General features: G+C 43.9%; 14 protein-coding genes and 1 rRNA gene. 10 read left to right on the top strand and 5 right to left on the bottom strand.

What is annotated here, in order from left to right; all coding sequences use genetic code 11:
- Positions 1-2: 2 nt before the first annotated feature.
- Positions 3-2,990 carry an aminomethyl-transferring glycine dehydrogenase gene (gene gcvP, locus IM450_RS16740; protein WP_287666998.1) on the bottom strand — a complete coding sequence of 996 codons (2,988 nt, stop codon included), beginning with the start codon at positions 2,988-2,990 and terminating at the stop codon, positions 3-5.
- 204 nt (positions 2,991-3,194) lie between these two features.
- The gene (locus IM450_RS16735) at positions 3,195-4,820 is read right to left on the bottom strand and encodes an ArnT family glycosyltransferase (protein WP_287666995.1); all 1,626 of its coding nucleotides are present in this window, start codon (positions 4,818-4,820) and stop codon (positions 3,195-3,197) included.
- A gap of 29 nt (positions 4,821-4,849) precedes the next feature.
- Between IM450_RS16735 and IM450_RS16730 the strand changes: the two genes are divergently transcribed.
- A complete protein-coding gene (locus IM450_RS16730; protein WP_287666993.1) occupies positions 4,850-5,650 on the top strand; it encodes an aminotransferase class IV in 801 nt (266 codons plus the stop codon).
- A 285-nt stretch (positions 5,651-5,935) separates the two neighbouring features.
- Here IM450_RS16730 and IM450_RS16725 read toward each other — a convergent pair whose 3' ends face one another.
- Positions 5,936-6,286, bottom strand: coding sequence for a single-stranded DNA-binding protein (locus IM450_RS16725; protein WP_002802212.1), 351 nt, complete (start codon positions 6,284-6,286; stop codon positions 5,936-5,938).
- 229 nt (positions 6,287-6,515) lie between these two features.
- On the opposite strand from IM450_RS16725, the gene IM450_RS16720 reads away from it, so the two are divergent.
- The 6 genes from IM450_RS16720 (at position 6,516) to IM450_RS16695 (ending at position 14,542) form a co-directional block, all read left to right on the top strand.
- Positions 6,516-7,553, top strand: coding sequence for a rod shape-determining protein (locus IM450_RS16720; RefSeq protein ID WP_002802216.1), 1,038 nt, complete (start codon positions 6,516-6,518; stop codon positions 7,551-7,553).
- A gap of 90 nt (positions 7,554-7,643) precedes the next feature.
- Complete coding sequence (mreC, locus tag IM450_RS16715) at positions 7,644-8,393, top strand: rod shape-determining protein MreC (protein WP_287666990.1); 750 nt, start codon at positions 7,644-7,646, stop codon at positions 8,391-8,393.
- Positions 8,360-8,941, top strand: a complete 582-nt coding sequence (gene mreD, locus IM450_RS16710) for a rod shape-determining protein MreD (protein ID WP_043997835.1) — start codon at positions 8,360-8,362, stop codon at positions 8,939-8,941. Before mreC ends, mreD begins: the two co-directional genes overlap by 34 nt.
- Positions 8,942-9,053: 112 nt before the next feature.
- A complete protein-coding gene (locus IM450_RS16705; RefSeq protein WP_287666987.1) occupies positions 9,054-11,504 on the top strand; it encodes a transglycosylase domain-containing protein in 2,451 nt (816 codons plus the stop codon).
- 327 nt (positions 11,505-11,831) lie between these two features.
- Positions 11,832-13,592, top strand: coding sequence for a M61 family metallopeptidase (locus tag IM450_RS16700; protein ID WP_287666985.1), 1,761 nt, complete (start codon positions 11,832-11,834; stop codon positions 13,590-13,592).
- Positions 13,593-13,615: 23 nt separating this feature from the next.
- Positions 13,616-14,542 carry a branched-chain amino acid transaminase gene (locus IM450_RS16695; RefSeq protein ID WP_002802232.1) on the top strand — a complete coding sequence of 309 codons (927 nt, stop codon included), beginning with the start codon at positions 13,616-13,618 and terminating at the stop codon, positions 14,540-14,542.
- Positions 14,543-14,620: 78 nt separating this feature from the next.
- Here IM450_RS16695 and IM450_RS16690 read toward each other — a convergent pair whose 3' ends face one another.
- Entirely contained in the window at positions 14,621-14,770 is a 150-nt protein-coding gene (locus IM450_RS16690; RefSeq protein ID WP_287666981.1) for a hypothetical protein, read from the bottom strand.
- 326 nt (positions 14,771-15,096) lie between these two features.
- Between IM450_RS16690 and kaiC the strand changes: the two genes are divergently transcribed.
- From kaiC to IM450_RS16675, 3 genes are all read left to right on the top strand, one after another.
- Positions 15,097-16,617: a circadian clock protein KaiC gene (gene kaiC, locus IM450_RS16685; RefSeq protein WP_002797104.1), complete on the top strand. Its 1,521-nt coding sequence runs from the start codon at positions 15,097-15,099 to the stop codon at positions 16,615-16,617.
- 73 nt (positions 16,618-16,690) lie between these two features.
- Complete coding sequence (locus IM450_RS16680; RefSeq protein ID WP_002802235.1) at positions 16,691-17,521, top strand: amino acid ABC transporter substrate-binding protein; 831 nt, start codon at positions 16,691-16,693, stop codon at positions 17,519-17,521.
- Positions 17,522-17,605: 84 nt separating this feature from the next.
- Positions 17,606-20,230, top strand: a complete 2,625-nt coding sequence (locus tag IM450_RS16675; protein WP_287666978.1) for a DNA polymerase III subunit alpha — start codon at positions 17,606-17,608, stop codon at positions 20,228-20,230.
- Positions 20,231-20,277: 47 nt separating this feature from the next.
- On the opposite strand, the gene rrf is transcribed toward IM450_RS16675, so the two are convergent.
- Positions 20,278-20,395: ribosomal RNA gene (rrf, locus tag IM450_RS16670) — 5S ribosomal RNA — on the bottom strand.

Below are 20,395 nucleotides of genomic sequence, written 5' to 3'. Positions count from 1 at the left end.
GATTACTTATAAGCGTCCATCCCCTCACAGGAACAAACCAGATTTCTGTCCCCGTAGGCATTATCAACCCGTCCCACTACCGGCCAGAATTTATAATCTTTTAGCCAAGAAAGCGGGTAGGCTGCCTGTTGACGGGAATAGGGACGACTCCAATCATCGACAGTTAAAACTGCGGCTGTGTGGGGGGCATTTTTCAAAGGATTATCGTGGGGATCCATGCTACCATTAGCGATCGCTTGTACCTCTTGATAGATAGTTAACAAAGCTTCACAAAAACGGTCTAATTCTCCCAAAGATTCGCTTTCCGTGGGTTCCACCATCATTGTACCCGCCACGGGCCAAGAAACCGTCGGCGCGTGGAAACCGAAATCCATCAAGCGTTTTGCCACATCTTCCACCTCGATGCCGGCCTGTTTTTTCAGGGGACGTAAATCAATCACGCACTCGTGGGCAACCGTTCCCGCGCTACCCTTAAATAACACCGGATAGGCCGACTCCAGACGAAAAGCCATATAATTAGCGTTCAAAATTGCCACTTCTGTCGCTTTTTTCAAGCCGGCTGCCCCCATCATAGCGATATACATCCAAGAAATCACCAAAATGCTGGCACTACCCCAAGGCGCGGCCGAAATTGCCCCAATCGAGTCCTGATGCTTACCGTTAGCGGTTTCTGGGGATAATTTCGCCAAAACCAGGGAAATATCGGGCAGAAAAGGCACTAAATGGGATTTTACTCCGATTGGTCCCATACCCGGTCCCCCCCCACCGTGGGGAATACAGAAAGTTTTATGGAGATTCAAGTGACAGACATCAGCGCCAAAATCCGCCGGACGACATAAACCCACCTGAGCATTCATATTGGCGCCATCCATATAGACTTGACCACCGTATTGATGAATCAAGGCGCAAATTTCGCTAATTCCCTCTTCAAAAACGCCGTGAGTGGAAGGATACGTTACCATCAAAGCCGCTAGATTATCCTGATGCTTCTCGGCCTTAGTTTTCAGGTCATCAATATCAATATTGCCCCGAGAATCGCAATTAACCGCCACTACTTTCATACCACACATAACGGCGCTGGCAGGATTAGTCCCGTGAGCGGACTCAGGAATTAAGCAAATCTGACGATGACCTTGACCGCGACTTTCATGGTAGGCTCGGATCACCTGTAAACCGGCATACTCTCCCTGAGAACCGGCGTTCGGTTGTAGAGAAATGCCGTCAAACCCGGTAATTTCCCCTAACCAAGTCTCTAACTGTTGAAAGAGAAGTTGATAGCCTTCTGCTTGGTCAATCGGGGCAAAAGGGTGTAATTTGCCGAATTCTGCCCAAGTTACTGGAATCATCTCCGCTACGGCATTGAGTTTCATCGTACAGGAACCGAGGGGAATCATGGAAGTATTTAAGGCTAAATCCTTTGTTTCCAGACGGTGCAGATATCTGAGTAATTCCGTTTCCGAGTGGTAACGATTGAACACCGGCTCGGTAAGATAGGCACTGGTACGGGTTAGATTAGCGGGTAATTCTAGACTAATTTTCTCGACTAATTCCGCCGTGGTAAAGGGTAATTCCTCGGTGGGGGCAAAAATTTGCCATAAATCCCACACATCCCTGAGACTGCTGGTTTCATCGACACTAATCCCTAAATTATTGTCATCAAAATAACGCAGATTAATCTTATGGGTTTTTGCCTTGGCAAGGATGTCCTTAACTCCCGTGGATACCGTAACTTTGAGCGTATCGAAGCGCGGTTCTTTCCCCACCTGATAACCCAACTGTTTTAAACCAGTTGCCAATAAAGCGGTTAATTTCTGCACTCTTTGGGCGATTTTCTTGATTCCTTCCGGTCCGTGATACACCGCGTACATGGAAGCAATCACCGCTAGTAACACCTGTGCGGTACAAATATTACTGGTGGCTTTATCCCGGCGGATATGTTGTTCCCTGGTTTGCAAAGCTAAACGCAGTGCGGGTTTACCCTGACTATCCTTCGATACCCCGACAATGCGCCCCGGAATACTGCGTTTATAGGCATCTTTGGTGGCAAAATAGGCGGCATGGGGACCCCCATAACCCAAGGGAACCCCAAAGCGTTGACTGCTACCCACGGCAATATCAGCCCCCAATTCGCCGGGGGGAGTCAACAGGGCTAAACTGAGAATATCGGCGGCAACGGTGACTAACGCGCCATTTTCCTGCGCTTTGGCGATAAATTCCCGATAATCATAAATTACGCCATCGGTGGCTGGATATTGTAATAATGCGCCAAAAATCGGCGTTTTAAAGTCAAAGAGACGATGATCCTCGATAATAATATCAATACCTAAAGGAATCGCTCTGGTTTTAACAACTTCAATCGTTTGGGGATGGCAACTACTGGAGATAAAAAAAGCATTGGCTTTAGTTTTACACAGTCCGTAACTCATGCTCATCGCTTCCGCGGCTGCTGTTCCTTCATCGAGGAGGGAAGCGTTAGCAATTTCCAGACCGGTTAAGCTAGTGATGAGAGTTTGGAAGTTTAAGAGAGCTTCTAAGCGTCCCTGGGCGATTTCCGCTTGATAGGGAGTATAGGCGGTGTACCAACCCGGATTTTCTAAGATGTTGCGGAGAATTACCGGCGGGGTGATACAGTCATGGTAGCCCATGCCAATAAAGGAGCGAAATACCTGATTTTTGGAGGCAATAGCTTTTAATTGGGCAAGAGCGGCGTATTCACTCAAGGCAGGTGGTAGATTAAGGTTTTTTTGTAAACGAATTGCTGCGGGGACTGTTTGAGCGATTAACTCCTCCACGGTGGCAACACCCAAAACCGCCAGCATTTTCTCGATTTCCGTCTCCGTCGGTCCAATATGACGGTTAACAAAGCTATCGGTACAGTCTAGCAGGTCTTGCAGGTCAGCAGGAGCGAATTCCTCGGTTTTCTCGGCCGTAATTGACCCATTTAGCATATTAATCTCGGTTTCAACAATTACAAAAGTGCTGCGTTTCATCGCTAGGGGTGATTTTAACGCAACTTGTAAAATTTGGCTCTCTTATTCTTCGTGTGATCAGTTTAACTTACTATAGAAGCGATCAATCTTTGTGTCCTCTGTGTCTGGAGTGGTTCCTCCCACTCCCTCGCCAGCAGGACTGTATCTTAGAATACATTTTAGCCACCAAACCTAAGATCGAAAGTATGCGCAAAATTAACCTCACTACTGCCTTGTCACCAAAAACCAACCGGAATCCGTGGCTCCGAGCGCCTTTAATCCTTCTAAATCAGTAGCTTCTTTGGTTTGACGATCGATAATTAGGTAGGGTTGCTTGTGACTTTGCCAATGATTGATTAATTCTTCAGTAGCAAGGGGAAAAACCCGACGACCACTATAAAAATTTAATGAGGGGCGCTCGTAGGCAAAAGCAATATAAACAGGGTGATCAGCCGGCACATATTTCTGTACTAAAATCGCCACAGGTTTGACGGGGAAATTCTCATTTAATTCCCAGATCCACAGGGGAGAATTGACAAAAATAAACAAAGAAACCAACATTCCCCAGAGTAAAACCAGGCTGAATTGTTCCGAGTGCCGAGCTAACAAAATCGCCGTTGTCACCATGGTCAGGGAAAGTGACAATAAGGTTAAAAGAATTAAGGGATGGAGAGGTTCAATAGCGGCAAAATTACCAGGGAAATAGGCTATTAAAGCTAATAAACCCGCCACAACGCCGATCATACCCAGAATAATTGACCAGATTGGATTATAGGGGCGATCGATGGGAAGATTACCCAGCTGCGCCAAGGCATAACCGGCCGCTAAAGCTAAGGCCGGATAGATCGGCAGAATATACCAAGGCAACTTGGTGGCCATTACCGAAACCACCAACAGATAAACACCCGTCCAAACTAACAGTAACTTCCCCCAACTGTAGAGATGTTCCTGACGAGCTAAACGTAAACCCCAAACCGAGAAAATTAACCACGGCCAACTATATTTAATAATTTCTAGCAGATAATACCAAAACGGTTCGCGATGATCGTCCAGATCGTCACTAACTCGCTTTAACTGTTGAACAAAAAGGGAATCGAGAAACTCCCGCTCGTAGTGCCAAAATTGGGTGCTATACCAAGCAAAAGCGGGAGTTGCTCCCAATAACCAACCCGACCAAAAATAGGCAGACGTTAATAACCGGGGGGTATCCCAGAGCAGAAAAATAAAGCCGATACCCGCCAATAATAGCCCCATAATACCCTTAGTCAGACAAAGGAGGGCAAATCCTAACCCCGCCCCCACAGACCAGCGTAAATCGCGTCGTGAGCGCAGTAAACCAACAAACATCAGCATTTCAAAACACAATACCGCTCCATCCAACATGGCTAAACGGCCATGGCGCACCACCGGCAAAAGAGTTAAATAGATCAAGGCCGACAGTAAAGCTGGCAAACGAGCGGGAAAAATTTCTCGACCGAGAAGGTAGAGGAGCGGCACCGATAAAGCTGTAAAAAAAGCGGGAATTAGTCTAGTATTGGCCTCATTAATGCCCCAAAAATGGTAGGTTAGACCAATTAAACTGTGAATCAACGGCGGTTTATTCAGGTAGGGATCACCCCAAAAACTGGGAAATAACCAGCGCAATTGTTCCAGTGGGGTTTGGCTAATTTCCTTGGCCACCTGAGCGATGGTCGCTTCATCCCAATCCCGCAAGGGTAAATTACCTAATCCCACTAGATAGATAATTAAGGCCGCTATTAATAATCCCAGTAAACACAGAAATTCTTTAAAATTTTCTCTCTGACGCAATTTATAACTAGAATATCCCCAAGTAAATTTTTGACGGTTCATAAGCTAGGGCAGTAAACAGTTAACTGATTATGTATTGGTATAATGGCGAATTAATCGAGAATGAGCGAATAAGTCTGGGTATTGATGATATTGGGCTGCTTTATGGAGCCACAATATTTACTACCCTGCGTATCTATCAACAAAGCTTAGATCATCCCCTAACCCATTGGCAAGAGCATCTCGAACGTTTGCACTCTAGTTTACAAGTTTTCCACTGGTCCACTCCCGATTGGCGGCGAATTCGCCAAGGAGCCGAAGAATTATCCCTATTCTATCCTGTTCTGAGAGTTACAATTTTTCCCGATGGTAGGGAGTGGATTAAAGGCAGATTTCTCCCGGAAGATTTAAACATTAGACAAGAGCGGGGAATTATTGGGTGGGTAACAGATAATCCCGCTTGGCAACGCGTTTTAGGAGAACATAAAACTGGTAATTATTTAACCCCTTGGTTAGCGTCACAAACGGCTCAAAAAAAAGGAGCAAAAGAAGCGATATTAGTTGATCGAGTCGGGAATTGGTTAGAAACTAGCACCGGCAATTTATGGGGATGGAAAGATAATTGCTGGTACAGTCCCCTGCTGACTGCTGATATTTTACCCGGGATCGGGCGCTCGGCTTTGATCGGCTGGTTAAAAAAACAAAATATTTCCCTGCAAGAAAATCTCTGGACCCCCGAATTTGTCGGGACTTTACAAGGGATTGCCTATAGTAATTCCCTGGTAGAAATTATCCCTTTTAATTCTATTCTTGGCTGGGATATAGAGATAAATACAGCCATTTATCGGCAAGTTTTACCAGATTTACAGCAATATTTTTCCAGTCAATTATAGAATAAATAGGGTTTGCTGAATAAATCTAAAAACCTTATCCAACAAGGTTTTTAGACTTTTTTTCCCTCAAAAAGTGCCGACCATGGGAGTGATTGGGGGGAAAATTCAGGGACTTTTTCCCTGAAAATTAGGTAATTTACCACCTGAAAATGGGTAAAACCCTACACCCTACACCCCACACCCCACACCCTACCCCCACGAAAAACTTTTTGCCGCAAACCCTAAATAAGGGTGTGTTACTAGAGGCTAACACACCTAAAATCTGGAAATAATACCGCTCAAGCTTTAAAATTCTCGCTCGGAATTAGCCTCACTATCGCGCTTAGAACCGAGTAAATCTAATTGATCGACGAGAATCACTGGTTTAGAGCGAGCTAATCCCGTGTTTTTATCATTCCAGGTATCCATTTTTAAAGAACCTTTAATCCCGATTAAACCGCCTTTTTTCACATAATTAGCGGCCACCTCCGCCGTTTTGCCCCAAATTTCCAGATCGAACCAATCCGGCTGATCGCTATTTTTCGAGCGACGATTAACCGCTAAAGTTAAAGTACATAAAACCTTACCCGACTCGAAATACTTGGTTTCCGGATCTCTCCCCGCTCGTCCCACCAAATGAACCAGATTTAAACTCATGGTCTTAAATCCTCAATTTAGTACAATAGTATGTTTATTTTAGCCCGAAACCTTGAACTTGACCGGTGGGCAGCCAGAAAATTAGGCCAAAGACCTGGGTAAATCTGGAGAGAAAGAAGCGATAATTAACTAGACTTGAGAAACAAAACCTAATAAAATCCAAGTCGATTCGATCGAAAGTCTAGCTATAGCAACGTTTTATTGATCAGAACAGGAGTGAAAACAAGTGGTGGGTTTTTTTAGAGGACTAGGCTTATCAAGGGACATAGGTATAGACTTGGGTACAGCAAACACCCTCGTCTATGTATCAGGGAAAGGCATCGTTTTAGAGGAACCATCGGTAGTGGCGATCGATCAAGATCGTAACCCGGTCGCCGTCGGGGAGGAGGCCAAAAAAATGCTCGGTCGCACTCCGGGCCATGTCACCGCTCTGCGACCCCTGCGCGATGGGGTAATCGCCGATTTTTACAGTTGCGAGATCATGTTAGCGGAATTTATCAAACGAGCGCTCGATGGCACGATTGGCAATCCCCGCATGGTAATCGGTGTTCCCAGTGGCATTACCGGCGTAGAAAGACGTGCGGTGGTGGATGCGGCCAAAAATGCCGGCTCGCGAGAAGTGGGGTTAATTGATGAACCCGTTGCCGCGGCCTTGGGTGCCGGTTTACCCGTCTCGGAAGCGACGGGAAATATGATCATCGATATCGGTGGCGGCACCACGGAAGTGGCCATTCTCAGTCTTGATGGGACTGTGATCAGCGAATCGGTGCGCGTCGCTGGGGATGAACTGACGGACTCAATTATCGCCTATCTAAAAAAAGTCCATAACCTGATTATTGGGGAACGTACGGCCGAAGATATTAAAATTCGCCTTGGTTCGGCTTATCCCTCCCCCGGAGATGAATTTCCTCCTCTGGAAGTGCGGGGATTGCATCTCATGTCCGGTTTACCCCGCACCGTGACGATCAAAGCGGAAGAAGTGCGGGAAAGTATGGATGAACCACTTTCCGTGATCGTTGATGCGATCAAACGTACCCTAGAAAAAACTCCCCCCGAATTAGCGGCCGATATTATCGATCGCGGCATTATGTTAGCGGGAGGGGGTGCTTTATTACGGGGACTCGATCTCCTAGTCAGTCACGAAACCGGTATCGTTACCCATGTCGCTGAAGATCCCCTGCGCTGTGTTGTCAAAGGCACGGGAGAAGTGTTAAAAAATCAGAAACTCTTTGAGCGGATCGTGAATGAAACAACTCGCAATGTCTAAAGGTCACTAGGATCGGTTAGCCGTTAGCTATCAACAGCGGAAAAATACACGGATTCTCACTCTACACAGCCAAGAGGTTTAAAATCGCTCATGTATTCAGCACGACGAAAATGGACACAGCAGGGATGGCGGCTTTTTCTGCTCGCTGCCGCTTTGGGGGGAGCTTGGTACATTCGCACCTATCAAAGTGGGGCGATTTTAGAATTGTATGGTTTATTAACCCGCCCTTTTCAGGGAGAGGAAACTAATCTGCAAGAGCAACTTCTGGCCGATCAACGGGTGCGAGAATTACAAAATCGTTTAAGTGAAGTCGAATATCAAAATCAACAATTAAAAAAACAGCTTGGTTATTATCAAACCCAGAAAAAACCCCTGATTTCTGCCCCAATTATTGGCCGCAGCGCCGATGATTGGTGGCAACAGGTGATTATCGGTCGCGGTAGCGCCGATGGTGTGCCAGTGGGTGCTTCGGTGACGGGAATTGGCGGTTTAGTGGGACGGATTACAGAAGTTACTCCCCACACCAGCAAAGTTTTATTGATCAGTAATTCCCAAAGTCGCATCGGAGCAACGGTGAACCGTAGTCGGGCCATGGGTTTGATTCAAGGTCAGGATTCCCAAGTCGCCACCCTGCGCTTTTTTGAAAAAGCTCCCGATGTGAAACCGGGAGATGTGGTGACAACTTCGGCTTTTAGTAGCCTTTTTTCGCCAGGGTTGCCCATCGGTCGCATAATTTCCCTTAATTTACAGGAAAATCCCGCCCCCACCGCCAAAATTGAATTTACCGCCACCGTGGACAATCTCGAATGGGTCTTCGTTCACCCGCAACCCCAGCAGTGAGAGGGGGAATTATGCTGAAATTAAGCCGTTTATCAGCCCGTTCTCGTTTTATCCTGAATATTTTAGTCACTATCGCTTCACTGCTTCTCTGTACCTTTCTTTCCTTAATGCGGCTGCCCGGTATGGAGATTTTAGGCATCTCTCCCAATTGGTTACTGATTTGGTTGGTTAGTTGGAGTCTCAATCGCTCTTGTCTCGATAGTGTGGTGGCCGGATTAGCGATCGGTGCTATTCAAGATAGTTTAACCTCTAATTATCCTTCCCATCTCATGGTTTTTGGTCTCATCGGTTTCCTCACTTCCCGTTTACACCGACAACGTTATGTTAAAGAAGAATTGATCGCCGTGGTCCTAATTGTCTTTGTTATGACTTTAATCGCCGATGGTGCGATCGCTTTTCAATACTATCTACAAGGAGGCAAAAATCTCGCCGATCTTTGGCTCGATTATCAACGCATTGGCCTCACTTCTGCTCTGCTTAGTAGTCTCTGGACTCCCCTCCTCTATTACCCTCTCCAGCAATGGTGGCGACAATTTAGCGATCTTTAAAGAGTCAGGAGTCGGTCGTCGGGAAATTATTTTTATTTATTCTCCCTGCTCCCCTCTCCCCAATTCATAATTCATAATTCATAATTCCCACTCCCTCACCCGCTCAACTAACATGAAATACAAACAAAAACTTAGTCAATTTTTTCATAATCTCGCTAATAAATTAGAGAACTCCCAGCAACCCCCTAAAGTCGATCCTATCGACTCCGAATCTGCTCCCGTTGCGGGGGAAAAGCCAGTAGAAGCGGCTTCCGAAGAGAAAAAGGTTAATTTAGTCTCCCGAACCAGTAGTAAGGCTCTAGAGACATTAAAACCTCTAAAGAACAAATTTACTACCCTGATCGACAATTCCCCCTTACCGCAATGGCGACAACATCCCCGCTTTGGGTTGTACTTGGGATTGGGATTAGGCGTAACTGGGGGCATTTTGGGGGTAGGTTGGGGCATTTATCGCCTTGAAAGCTCTTTACCGCAAAATATCGCCGATATAGAAACATATACTCGTCCAGGCACCCTAACCATTCAAGCCGCTAATGGGGAAATCCTCAAGCAAAATGGCCCTAGCACTTACGAAACCGTGAAAATTGCCCAAGTTCCCCCACTGGTACAGGAGGCCTTTATCGCTAGTGAAGACCGCCGTTTTCGCCAACACGGGGGAGTTGATGGCCAGGGTATTGCTCGCGCTCTCTTTTCTAACCTGAGAGCCGGGGGAGTGGTGGAAGGAGGCAGCACCATCACCCAACAATTGGCCCGAATTGTCTTTTTATCCCAAGAAAGGAGCTTCGACCGCAAATTACGCGAAATGCGTATCGCTCAGAAAATAGAAGATAAATATACAAAAGACCAGATTTTAGAGCGTTATTTCCACCTAGTTTATCTCGGTTCCGGGGCCTACGGTCTTGCCGATGCCGCTTGGTTATATTTCAGTAAATCCGTCGATAAATTAACTCTAGCCGAAGCTGCCACCCTTGCCGGCATTGTTCCCGCTCCTAGTCTCTATTCTCCCCTCGAAAACCCTAAATCTGCCCTAGAACGGCGTAATATCGTCCTCAAAACTATGGCCGAGGTGGGATTTATTACTAACGCTCAAGCCGAACTGGCGATCGCATCTCCCCTAGCCATTAAAACCAGTCCCCTAAAACGTCTGCAACGGCAAGCGGCCTATTTTACCGATTATGTGGAAAAAGAACTGCCGCAACTGGTTCCCACTAAAACCCTAGAAGCGGGGGGATTGGTGGTAAAAACTACCCTTAATCCTCGTTGGCAAAGCGAAGCGGAGGAAGTGGTAGAAAGAGCGGTTTCTCGTTATGGCCAGTGGCAGAACTTCCAACAGGCGGCTTTAGTGGCAATTGACCCCAAAAATGGGCAAATTAAGGCTATGGTCGGGGGAATTGACCACGATAAGAATCAATTCAATCGGGTCACACAAGCAAAACGTCAGCCGGGATCTACTTTTAAACCTTTTGTCTATGCGGCGGCGATTGCGGCGGGGAAATCCCCCTATTCTAATTATAAAGATGCTCAGTATGTGGTGGATGGTTATAAACCGGAAAACTACGGTGATAGGTATAGCGGCCGCGAGGTGTCCATGCGCGATGCTTTGACTTCTTCCCTGAATGTGGTGGCAGTTCAGGTGTTAGTAGCTGTGGGTTGGAATCCGGTGATTAAATTAGCTCAAGATATGGGGATCCAGTCGAAACTTTTACCCACTTATTCTTTGGCTTTGGGTGCTTCGGAAGTCAATCTTTTAGAATTGACCAGCGCCTACGGGACTTTTGCTAATAATGGTGTGCATCAACCAGTTTACGGTATTAATCAGGTACTCGATCGCAATGGTAAAGTAATTTATCAAGCCAATTTTAAACCGAAAACTGCTCTGAATAAAAACACGGCAGCGACGATGACTTGGATGCTGCAGGATGTGGTTAATTCGGGAACGGGAACCCCCGCACAAATTGGTCGTCCAGTGGCAGGAAAAACCGGCACTTCTGACAAGGCTCGTGACCTTTGGTTTGTCGGTTATATTCCCCAATTAGTCACGGGAATTTGGCTCGGTAATGACAATAATAAACCCACCAATGGAGCCAGTACCATGTCCGCTTGGATGTGGCGACAATTTATGTTAGAAGCAATCAAGGATATTCCCTATCAAGGTTTCCCAGAACCGAATTTAGGCAAACGTCCGGTGACATTAAAAGTGGAACCCATTAAACCCCGACGTACCTACTTTACCCAAACTACTAACAATCGTTTAGCCAGCAGCGATGAGGGTTCCCCCACCGAAGGACCTATCCGCAGACGGCGACGGGTTCGGGTAAGTCGTGAGCAAACTATCGTCCGTTCTAATACTAGCGAACCCAGCCAACGCCGTTCTAGTCGTCGGCGTACTAGGACTGCTCCTACCAGCGCCGCTGCTCCTCGTCCTGAAAATACGGCCCCCGCAGCAGCTGAACCGATTACCGTTCCCGTCACTGTGGCAGCTCCCGACACTCGTTCGGTTCCCCTACCGGTAACTCCTCCCCCCGATGTGACTCCTCCTGCACCCCCGGCAGAAAGACGCTGAATCGGCAAAAAAAACCGCAGGATTGGCGGGGGTTTTCTTTCCCAAACTGCTCGGTCAAATGGACCGCTTGTAAAAATCAAAAATTGTTGTTAGGGTTAGGATTCAGTAGCCAGTAGTCAGGAGTCAGGAGAATTAAAAATAAGTAATAATCAATTAAATAGTCTATTTACAGATTTTAGGCGATTTAATCCTTATTTTTGCTGTTTTTGAGCCATCAAAAATTAATTATCCAAGAGGTCAAATCTTGGAAAACCATCGGATTTTTGGCGGCGAAACCGGGTAAATTGGCCGAAAGCTTGCCGCTATAATAACTTAAAAGCTTGTTTAATGCCGATGACCAGTCTTATTTCCCCCGCTACCATCTCCTCAACTCGTTTAAGTCTCAGCTATCAAGTGGCTATGTCGGAACCGACTTCACACCTCTTTGAAGTCACTCTACAAATTACCGGTTGGCAAGCTCCGATTTTAAACCTAAAAATGCCGGTTTGGACTCCCGGTTCCTATCTGGTGCGGGAATACTCCCGTTTAGTCCAAGATTTTCAAGCTGTTAACCTTAACAGTCGCAAAGTTGCCAAAAATCACTGGCAGATTGACACTGGTAATAGTTCCGAAATAACGGTCAAATATCGCGTTTTTGCCCACGATTTAACCGTCAGAACCAACCATCTCGATGATACTCACGGTTACTTCAACGGGGCTGCTTTATTTTTCTATATCCCCGATTATCAAAAACATCCCCTCACCCTGACAATTATCCCCCCCCATGGCGATTGGCGCGTTACCACTGCCTTAAAATCTTTACCCGGACAGAAAAACACCTTTCACGTTCCCGATTTCGATACCCTGGTGGACAGTCCTGTGGAAGTGGGGATTCATCAGTTATACGATTTTGTCGTCGAGGGAAAACCCCATCAATTAGCTATCTGGGGACGGGGAAACGCCAATCCTAGTCAAATTATCGCCGATACGACTAAAATTATTCAAACCGAGTCCGCTATGTTCGGTGGACTCCCTTATGATAATTATCTCTTTTTGCTACATCTTTCGGCGGCTGGTTACGGGGGACTAGAACATAAAAATTCCTGTACCCTTAACTATGCGCGTTTGGGATTACGAGATAAGGATAAATATAATCGTTTTCTGCAATTAGTCGCCCATGAGTTCTTTCATCTCTGGAATATCAAGCGTATTCGCCCAAAAGCTTTAGAAAGCTTCGATTATGACGCAGAAAATTATACTTCTTCCCTCTGGTTTGCCGAAGGAACCACCAGTTATTACGATATGATAATCCCTCTACGGGCGGGAATATACGATAGTAAGACTTTTTTAGAGCTTTTAAGCAAAGAAATCACCCGTTATCTCAATATACCCGGTCGTCTTGTCCAACCTCTAGGCGAATCGAGTTTCGATGCTTGGATAAAACTCTACCGACGGGATAGCAATAGCGATAATAGTCAAATTTCCTACTATCTCAAGGGGGAATTATTGTCGCTGCTTCTCGATTTACTAATTCGCACCCACACCGATAACCGTCGTTCCCTCGATGATGTTTTACGCTCGATGTGGCAACATTTCGGTAAAGAGGAGATTGGTTATACCGATGGGGAGTTGCAGGCAATTCTCGAATCGGCTGCGGGAGTGGATTTAAGCGACTTCTACCAGCGTTATATCGACGGTTTGGCAGAATTACCCTTTAATGAATATCTTGAACCTTTTGGACTCTATCTGCGCGGTGTTGACAATGGGGAGACGATACCTCATCTGGGAATGCGGGTACAGAGTGAAGCGGGTAAAGAAATAATTAAATTTGTCGAGATGGGTTCCCCTTGCCAAAAAGCGGGAATTAATGCTGATGATGAATTATTGGCTATCGATGGATTGCGGGTGACGGCGGAACAGTTAAACGGAAGATTAAAAGACTACCGCGCAGGTGATATTATTCAGATAACAGTCTTTCATCTCGATGAATTGCGAACCCTTGCTGTTCAACTGGCTGCCCCGCAGACGATTCGCTATGAAATTATCAGGGTAGAAAATCCTTCTAATAGCCAGAAACAAAATTTTTCCGCATGGGTAAATCCCGTTTAGTTCTTGGTTAAATCAACAAAAAAATGTCTATTACCGCCGAAATTCCTTTCCTTCCTCTCGCCTATTTTGAGAATAAATTTATCCCTTTTACTGAGGCAAAATTATCCGTTGCTACCCACGCACTACACTACGGAACTGCCGCTTTTGGAGGTTTACGAGGTACTCCCGACCCTAGCAATCCTGGACAGATATTATTGTTTAGATTAGAACGTCATTGTCAGCGTTTAAGTCAAAGCGCTAAGTTTCTTAATTACGAGATTACTGCCGATAAAATCTATCAAATAATTATCGATTTTGTTAAAAAGAATCAGTGTAATCGACCTTTTTATATTCGTCCCCTTGTCTATAGTTCGGGGTTGGGAATTGCACCGCGATTGCATGGTATCGAGAAGGATTTTCTAGTCTATGGTCTAGAAATGGATGACTATTTAGCAGCCGATGGGGTTAATTGCCGGATTAGTTCTTGGTATCGTCAAGAGGATAGAAGTTTCCCGTTGCGAGGTAAAATTAGCGCCGCTTATATCACTTCTGCTTTAGCAAAAACGGAAGCGGTAGAATCGGGGTTTGATGAGGCAATTTTAATGAATTCTCAGGGTAAAGTCTGTGAAGCGACGGGAATGAATATTTTTATCATCAGAAATGGTCAGCTAATTACTCCTAGTTTTGACCAAGATATCCTAGAGGGTATTACTAGAGATAGTGTTTTAACTATCGCGCGGGATTTGGGGATTCCAGTTATTGAAAGACCCGTAGATAAGACGGAGTTATTTATCGCTGATGAGGTGTTTTTAAGTGGCACTGCGGCGAAAATTACTCCGATTAAAAAGATTGAAACTTTTTCTTTACCTGCGGCTAAACCGATTACTTATCAGTTAAAAGAAAAGTTAAGTTCTATCGTTCTTAATCAGGAACCAAAGTATCAAGATTGGATTACTCAAGTTCCTTTATAGTCAGAGAAATTTACTTTATTTTTCCTTGAGATGCGTCAAATAATGGCACCTCTCAAGGAACCCTGAAATAAAGAGAATTTATCTATTTTTCGGTTTGGCTCCTTCCTGTATGTAAGGTATAGTTTTATTAGGATTAATCTTCAGGATGAGTTTATTATCTCTTGCTATTTTTTGTCTTTGATTATCGCTTTCTTGCTGATTTTGATTACTATCGGTTGTATTTTTCATAGTAGAGCAAATAACTATGATTATACCTTAAACTCTATCAAAGTTGTCAAGAATAGTATTAATCAACTAAATACAAAACTTACTTTGATTCTGACTATTAGTTTATTGGTATTTTGGTTAATTGTGGCTAAGATTTACCTGCTTATATAGTTTCCCTTGACTCTAACCAATCTCTTTATGCTTGGGTGAAGCTGTCCTGCATTTAAACTATGTCTTGGAAATTTTATTACCAATGCTCAAACTCTCAAACTAGGGATGAATTTCTGGTATCGCTGGTCACTGAAATAGGTACAATAAACATTAGCTCGTTTTCATAGAGAACTTAAATGACGCAAAATAATCCCCTAGAGTTGATTGAGAAGTTAGAAACAGGAATCCCCGGCTTTGATTTTCTTTCGGAAGGGGGATTACCGAAAGGAAGAGCAACTTTGATAGCGGGGACGGCAGGAAGTGCTAAAACGGTCTTTGCCTGTCAATTTCTCGCAGAAGGCATCAAAAATGGAGAAAATGGCGTTTTTGTCACCTTCGAGGAGCCACCCCAAGCACTAAGAAAAAATATGGGTGGTTTTGGTTGGAATATCCGGCAGTGGGAGGAGAATCGCCAATGGGCCTTTGTTGATGCTTCCCCCCAACCGGAAGAAAAGCCGATGGTGACGGGAGAATACGACCTAGGCGCATTAATCGCTCGCATTGAGTTTGCTATCCGCAAAAATAAAGCCAAACGGGTGTCTATGGATTCTTTAGGCGCAATTTTTAGCCATTTAAGTGATAGCGCTCAAGTGAGAAGTGATCTTTTTCGTCTAGCAACCGCTTTGCGAGAATTGGAAGTAACAGCGATTATGACCGCGGAAAGAACCCAAGAATACGGCGAAATCAGTCGTTATGGGGTGGAGGAGTTTGTGGCCGATAATGTGGTGATTTTACGCAACGTTTTAACCGATGAGAAAAGAAGAAGGACGATCGAAATTTTAAAATATCGGGGAACCGATCACCAAAAAGGAGAATTTCCTTTTACAATTATTCCCAATAAAGGGGCCGTGATTATTCCTTTATCAGCCATTGAATTAGAACAAAAATCCTCTAATATTCGTATTACTTCCGGCAGCCTCGAACTCGATAGAATGTGTGGGGGTGGTTTCTTCCGCGATTCGGTTATTTTGGTTTCGGGAGCCACAGGAACAGGAAAAACCCTGATGGTGACAGAATTTATGGCTGGGGGAGTAACCAATGGGGAAAGATGTTTAATTTTTGCCTTCGAGGAAAGTCGCGAACAGTTATTTAGAAATGCTACCGGTTGGGGGGTGGATTATGACCGCATGGAAAAGGAAGGTAAATTAAAGGTAGTCTGCCGTTATCCCGAAACTACGGGTTTAGAAAATCATTTAATTATGATGAAGGAAATTATCGAGGAGTTTCAACCTAATCGAGTGGCAGTAGATAGTTTATCTGCTTTAGAAAGGGTTTCTAATCTGAAAGGATTTCGGGAATTTATTATCGGTTTGACTTCTTTTATTAAGCAAAAAGAGGTGGGAGGATTATTTACTTCCACCACTCCCACTTTATTAGGAGGTTCCTCGATTACAGAAGCGCATATTTCTACAATTACCGATTCAATTATTCTGCTGCGTTATGTGGAAATGTATGGAGAAATGCGCCGCGGTATCACTGTTTTAAAAATGCGCGGTTCTATGCACGATAAGGATATTCGTGAGTTTTCGATCGATCATCAAGGTATGCACATCGGCCAACCTTTCCGCAATGTTACCGGAATTCTGGCCGGAACTCCTATGTACACAGCACAAACAGAAGTAGAACGTTTGAGTGGATTATTTGAGGATCGTAGTTAAAATATAGCGGCATTTGCTAATCGCGCGTCGGTGGTTAGCTTTTTTCTCCCTATCTCCTTCTTGCTTTCTTGATATGTCTAAAAACTTTTGCTTTATTTTTCTAGGTCTTTTACTGATAAATAATCTACATTTATCAGCCTTGGCAGAAACAGTTTTACAAAGAATTGCTCGCACGGGAGAATTAAAAGCGGCAGCCAGAAAAGATGCTGTTCCCTTTAGTTATATCGATGAGAAAACGGGACAATGGACAGGTTACGGAGTGGAATTAATGCGCTTAGTCCAACGTCGATTAGCACAAGAATTAGGTAAACCGATTACAATAACCTTTACAGAAGCGACGACTAATAATCGTTTTCAGCAAGTGGAACAGGGACAAGTAGATTTATCCTGTAATGCGGCAACAATTACGGAAGAAAGACTAGAAAAGGTTAATTTTTCTATTCCCTATTTTATGACAGGAGCGCAATTTTTAACTAAAAGGGAAAATGTTGATAAAATAGATATTAATAACACTTTAGCGGCAGTTGCGATCGCCTATATTCCCCACACCACCACCGATAGTATTATTCGTTATATCTATCCTCTGGCTAATTGGCAAGCTGTCAGCGATCGAAGTGAAGCAGTGGCAAAATTACAAAGGGGAGAAGTAAAAGCAGTGGTTAGTGATGGAATTCTTCTACTGGGGGAAATCGTTAAACAAGGACAGGATCCGCGACAATTTGTGCTACTACCCAGTCAACCGATTACCACCGAACTTTATGGCTGTATTTTACCCAAAAACGATCCCGAATGGAAAAAATTTGTTGATACTGTCGTCGGCAGCAATGATAACCAGAAACTTCGAGAACAATGGTTTAATTTAGAAGAAAGTTCTTTCCCCTATAGGATTCTCAATCAACCCTAAAAATAGACTGTGATTGCTGAAAATTAAAAGTAAGTAAATTCTGGTTTTTTTCCACTTTTCCTTGTCACTTTTTCCTGAAAAACTATGTCTTTTGTCGGTTTACATATTCACAGTGATTATAGCTTACTTGATGGTGCTTCCCAATTACCGGCACTAATTGATCGAGCGATCGAATTAGGACAACCAGCGATCGCTTTAACCGATCATGGAGTCATGTATGGTGCGATCGAATTAATTAAAATCTGCCGTAATAAGGGAATAAAACCAATTATTGGCAACGAAATGTATGTAGTAAATGGCGATATTGAAGTCAATCTTCGCCACCGAAAATATCATCAAGTTGTTTTAGCCAAAAACACACAAGGCTATAAAAATCTGGTTAAATTAACTACTATTTCTAATCTGAAAGGTATTCAAGGTAAAGGCATTTTTGCTCGTCCTTGTATCAATAAAGAGTTACTCCAACAATACCACGAAGGATTGATAGTTACCAGTGCTTGCTTGGGTGGAGAGATTCCTCAAGCGATTTTAGCTAATAACAGGAAACTGGCTAAGGAAACTGCTAAATGGTATAAAAAACTTTTTGGTGATGATTTTTATTTAGAAATTCAAGACCACGGTTCTAAAGAAGATCGGATTGTCAATGTAGAAATAGTTAAAATTGCTAAAGAATTAGGAATTAAAGTAGTTGCTACTAACGATTCTCACTTTATTTCCTGTTACGATGTAGAGGCACACGATGCCTTGCTTTGTATTCAAACTGCCAAGTTAATTACTGAAGACAAACGCCTCCGTTATAGTGGCACAGAATACTTAAAATCTGCTGATGAAATGCGCTTACTTTTCCGTGATCATCTGCCAGAAGATGTGATTGAAGAAGCGATTAATAACACCTTAGAAGTAGCAGAAAAAGTCGAACCTTATAACATATTTAATGAACCGAGACTCCCTAATTATCCAGTTCCTGCGGGACATACTGCTGATAGTTATGTAGAAGAAATTGCTTGGTTAGGATTACTAGAAAGATTAAAATGTCCTTCTCGTCACGAGATTGAACCTGTTTACAAAGAAAGGCTTGAATACGAATTAAAAATGCTACAGAAAATGGGATTTTCTACCTATTTTCTCGTCGTTTGGGACTATATAAAATATGCTAGAGATCATGATATTCCCGTCGGTCCAGGACGCGGTTCGGCGGCGGGTTCTTTGGTAGCATATTCTTTAAAAATAACCAATATTGATCCCGTTCATCACGGTTTATTATTTGAGCGTTTTCTCAATCCTGAACGGAAATCTATGCCTGATATTGATACGGATTTCTGTATCGAGAGACGGGATGAAATGATCCAATACGTTACGGAAAAATACGGGGAGGCTAATGTTGCTCAAATCATTACTTTTAACCGTATGACATCAAAAGCTGTTTTAAAAGATGTGGCGCGGGTGTTAGATATTCCCTATGCCGAATCGGATAAAATGGCGAAAATGATTCCCGTTTCTCGCGGTAAACCCACACCTTTAAAAGTGATGATTTCCGATGAAACTCCCGAACCGGCATTTAAAGAAAGATACGATACGGAACCCCATGTGCGTCATTGGTTAGATATGGCAATTCGTATCGAAGGTACTAACAAAACCTTCGGAGTTCATGCCGCGGGAGTCGTCATTTCTTCCCAGCCTTTAGATGAAGTGGTTCCCCTCCAGAAAAATAATGATGGGGCGGTAATTACCCAATATTTCATGGAGGATTTAGAATCATTGGGATTGTTAAAAATGGACTTTTTAGGGTTAAGAAATTTAACCACTTTGAAAAAAACCGCCGATTTAGTTAAACAAAATCAGGGTATATATATCGATCTCGATCAATTGCCTTTAGATGAAAGAAAAGCCCTGCAAATTCGGGCTAAAGGGGAACATAAAAAACTACCTCCCGATATTCTCAAAACCCATGAATTACTAGAAGAAGGGGATTTAGAAGGTATTTTCCAGTTAGAATCATCGGGAATGAAACAGATCGTTAAAGAGTTAAAACCATCGGGTATTGAGGACATATCTTCAATCTTAGCACTCTATCGCCCCGGACCTTTAGATGCGGGATTAATTCCTCTCTTTATTGGCAGAAAACACGGTAGAGAACCCATTCGTTATGATCATCCCTTATTGGAACCAATTCTTAAGGAAACCTACGCAGTTTTAGTCTATCAAGAACAGATTATGAAAATGGCGCAGGATTTAGCGGGTTATTCCCTGGGAGAAGCGGATCTATTGCGTCGGGCAATGGGTAAGAAAAAAGCCTCCGAAATGCAGAAACAAAGGGAGATGTTTATCGATGGTGCTGCTAAAAATGGCGTGGAAAAAAGAATCGCTGAAAATCTCTTTGAACAGATGGTAAATTTTGCCGAATATTGTCTAGGAGGTGAGACGTTAATTTTAACTGAGGAATACGGATTATTACCAATTGCTAAAATTGTCAGCGAAGAAATTAACTGCACTGTTTATAGTGTAGATAAAAATGGTTTTGTTTATAGTCAACCAATCTCTCAATGGCACGAGCGAGGTTTACAAGAAGTCTTTGAATACACCCTAGAAAATGGGCAAACTATCCAAGCAACCAAAGATCATAAATTTATGACTAGCGACGGAGAAATGTTAGCCATAGATACAATATTTGAGCGAGGTTTAGATTTAAAATCCTCTGATTTTTCCTAAAAACCAAACCCCCCAATCTTGTCGGATTGAGGGGTAGGAAAGAATAATCCTGGCATCGAGCTATTGTCCCGGTCGGCAACCCGACAAGTATCTTGGCCACGGTGAAGTTTCACAACCGAGTTCGGGATGGAATCGGAGTGGTGCCATCACGTTAAAGACACCAGG

The sequence above is a fragment of the Microcystis sp. M083S1 genome, assembly GCF_020246405.1.
Lineage (GTDB): Bacteria > Cyanobacteriota > Cyanobacteriia > Cyanobacteriales > Microcystaceae > Microcystis > Microcystis aeruginosa_C.
This window is presented reverse-complemented; position numbering and strand designations above follow the sequence as displayed.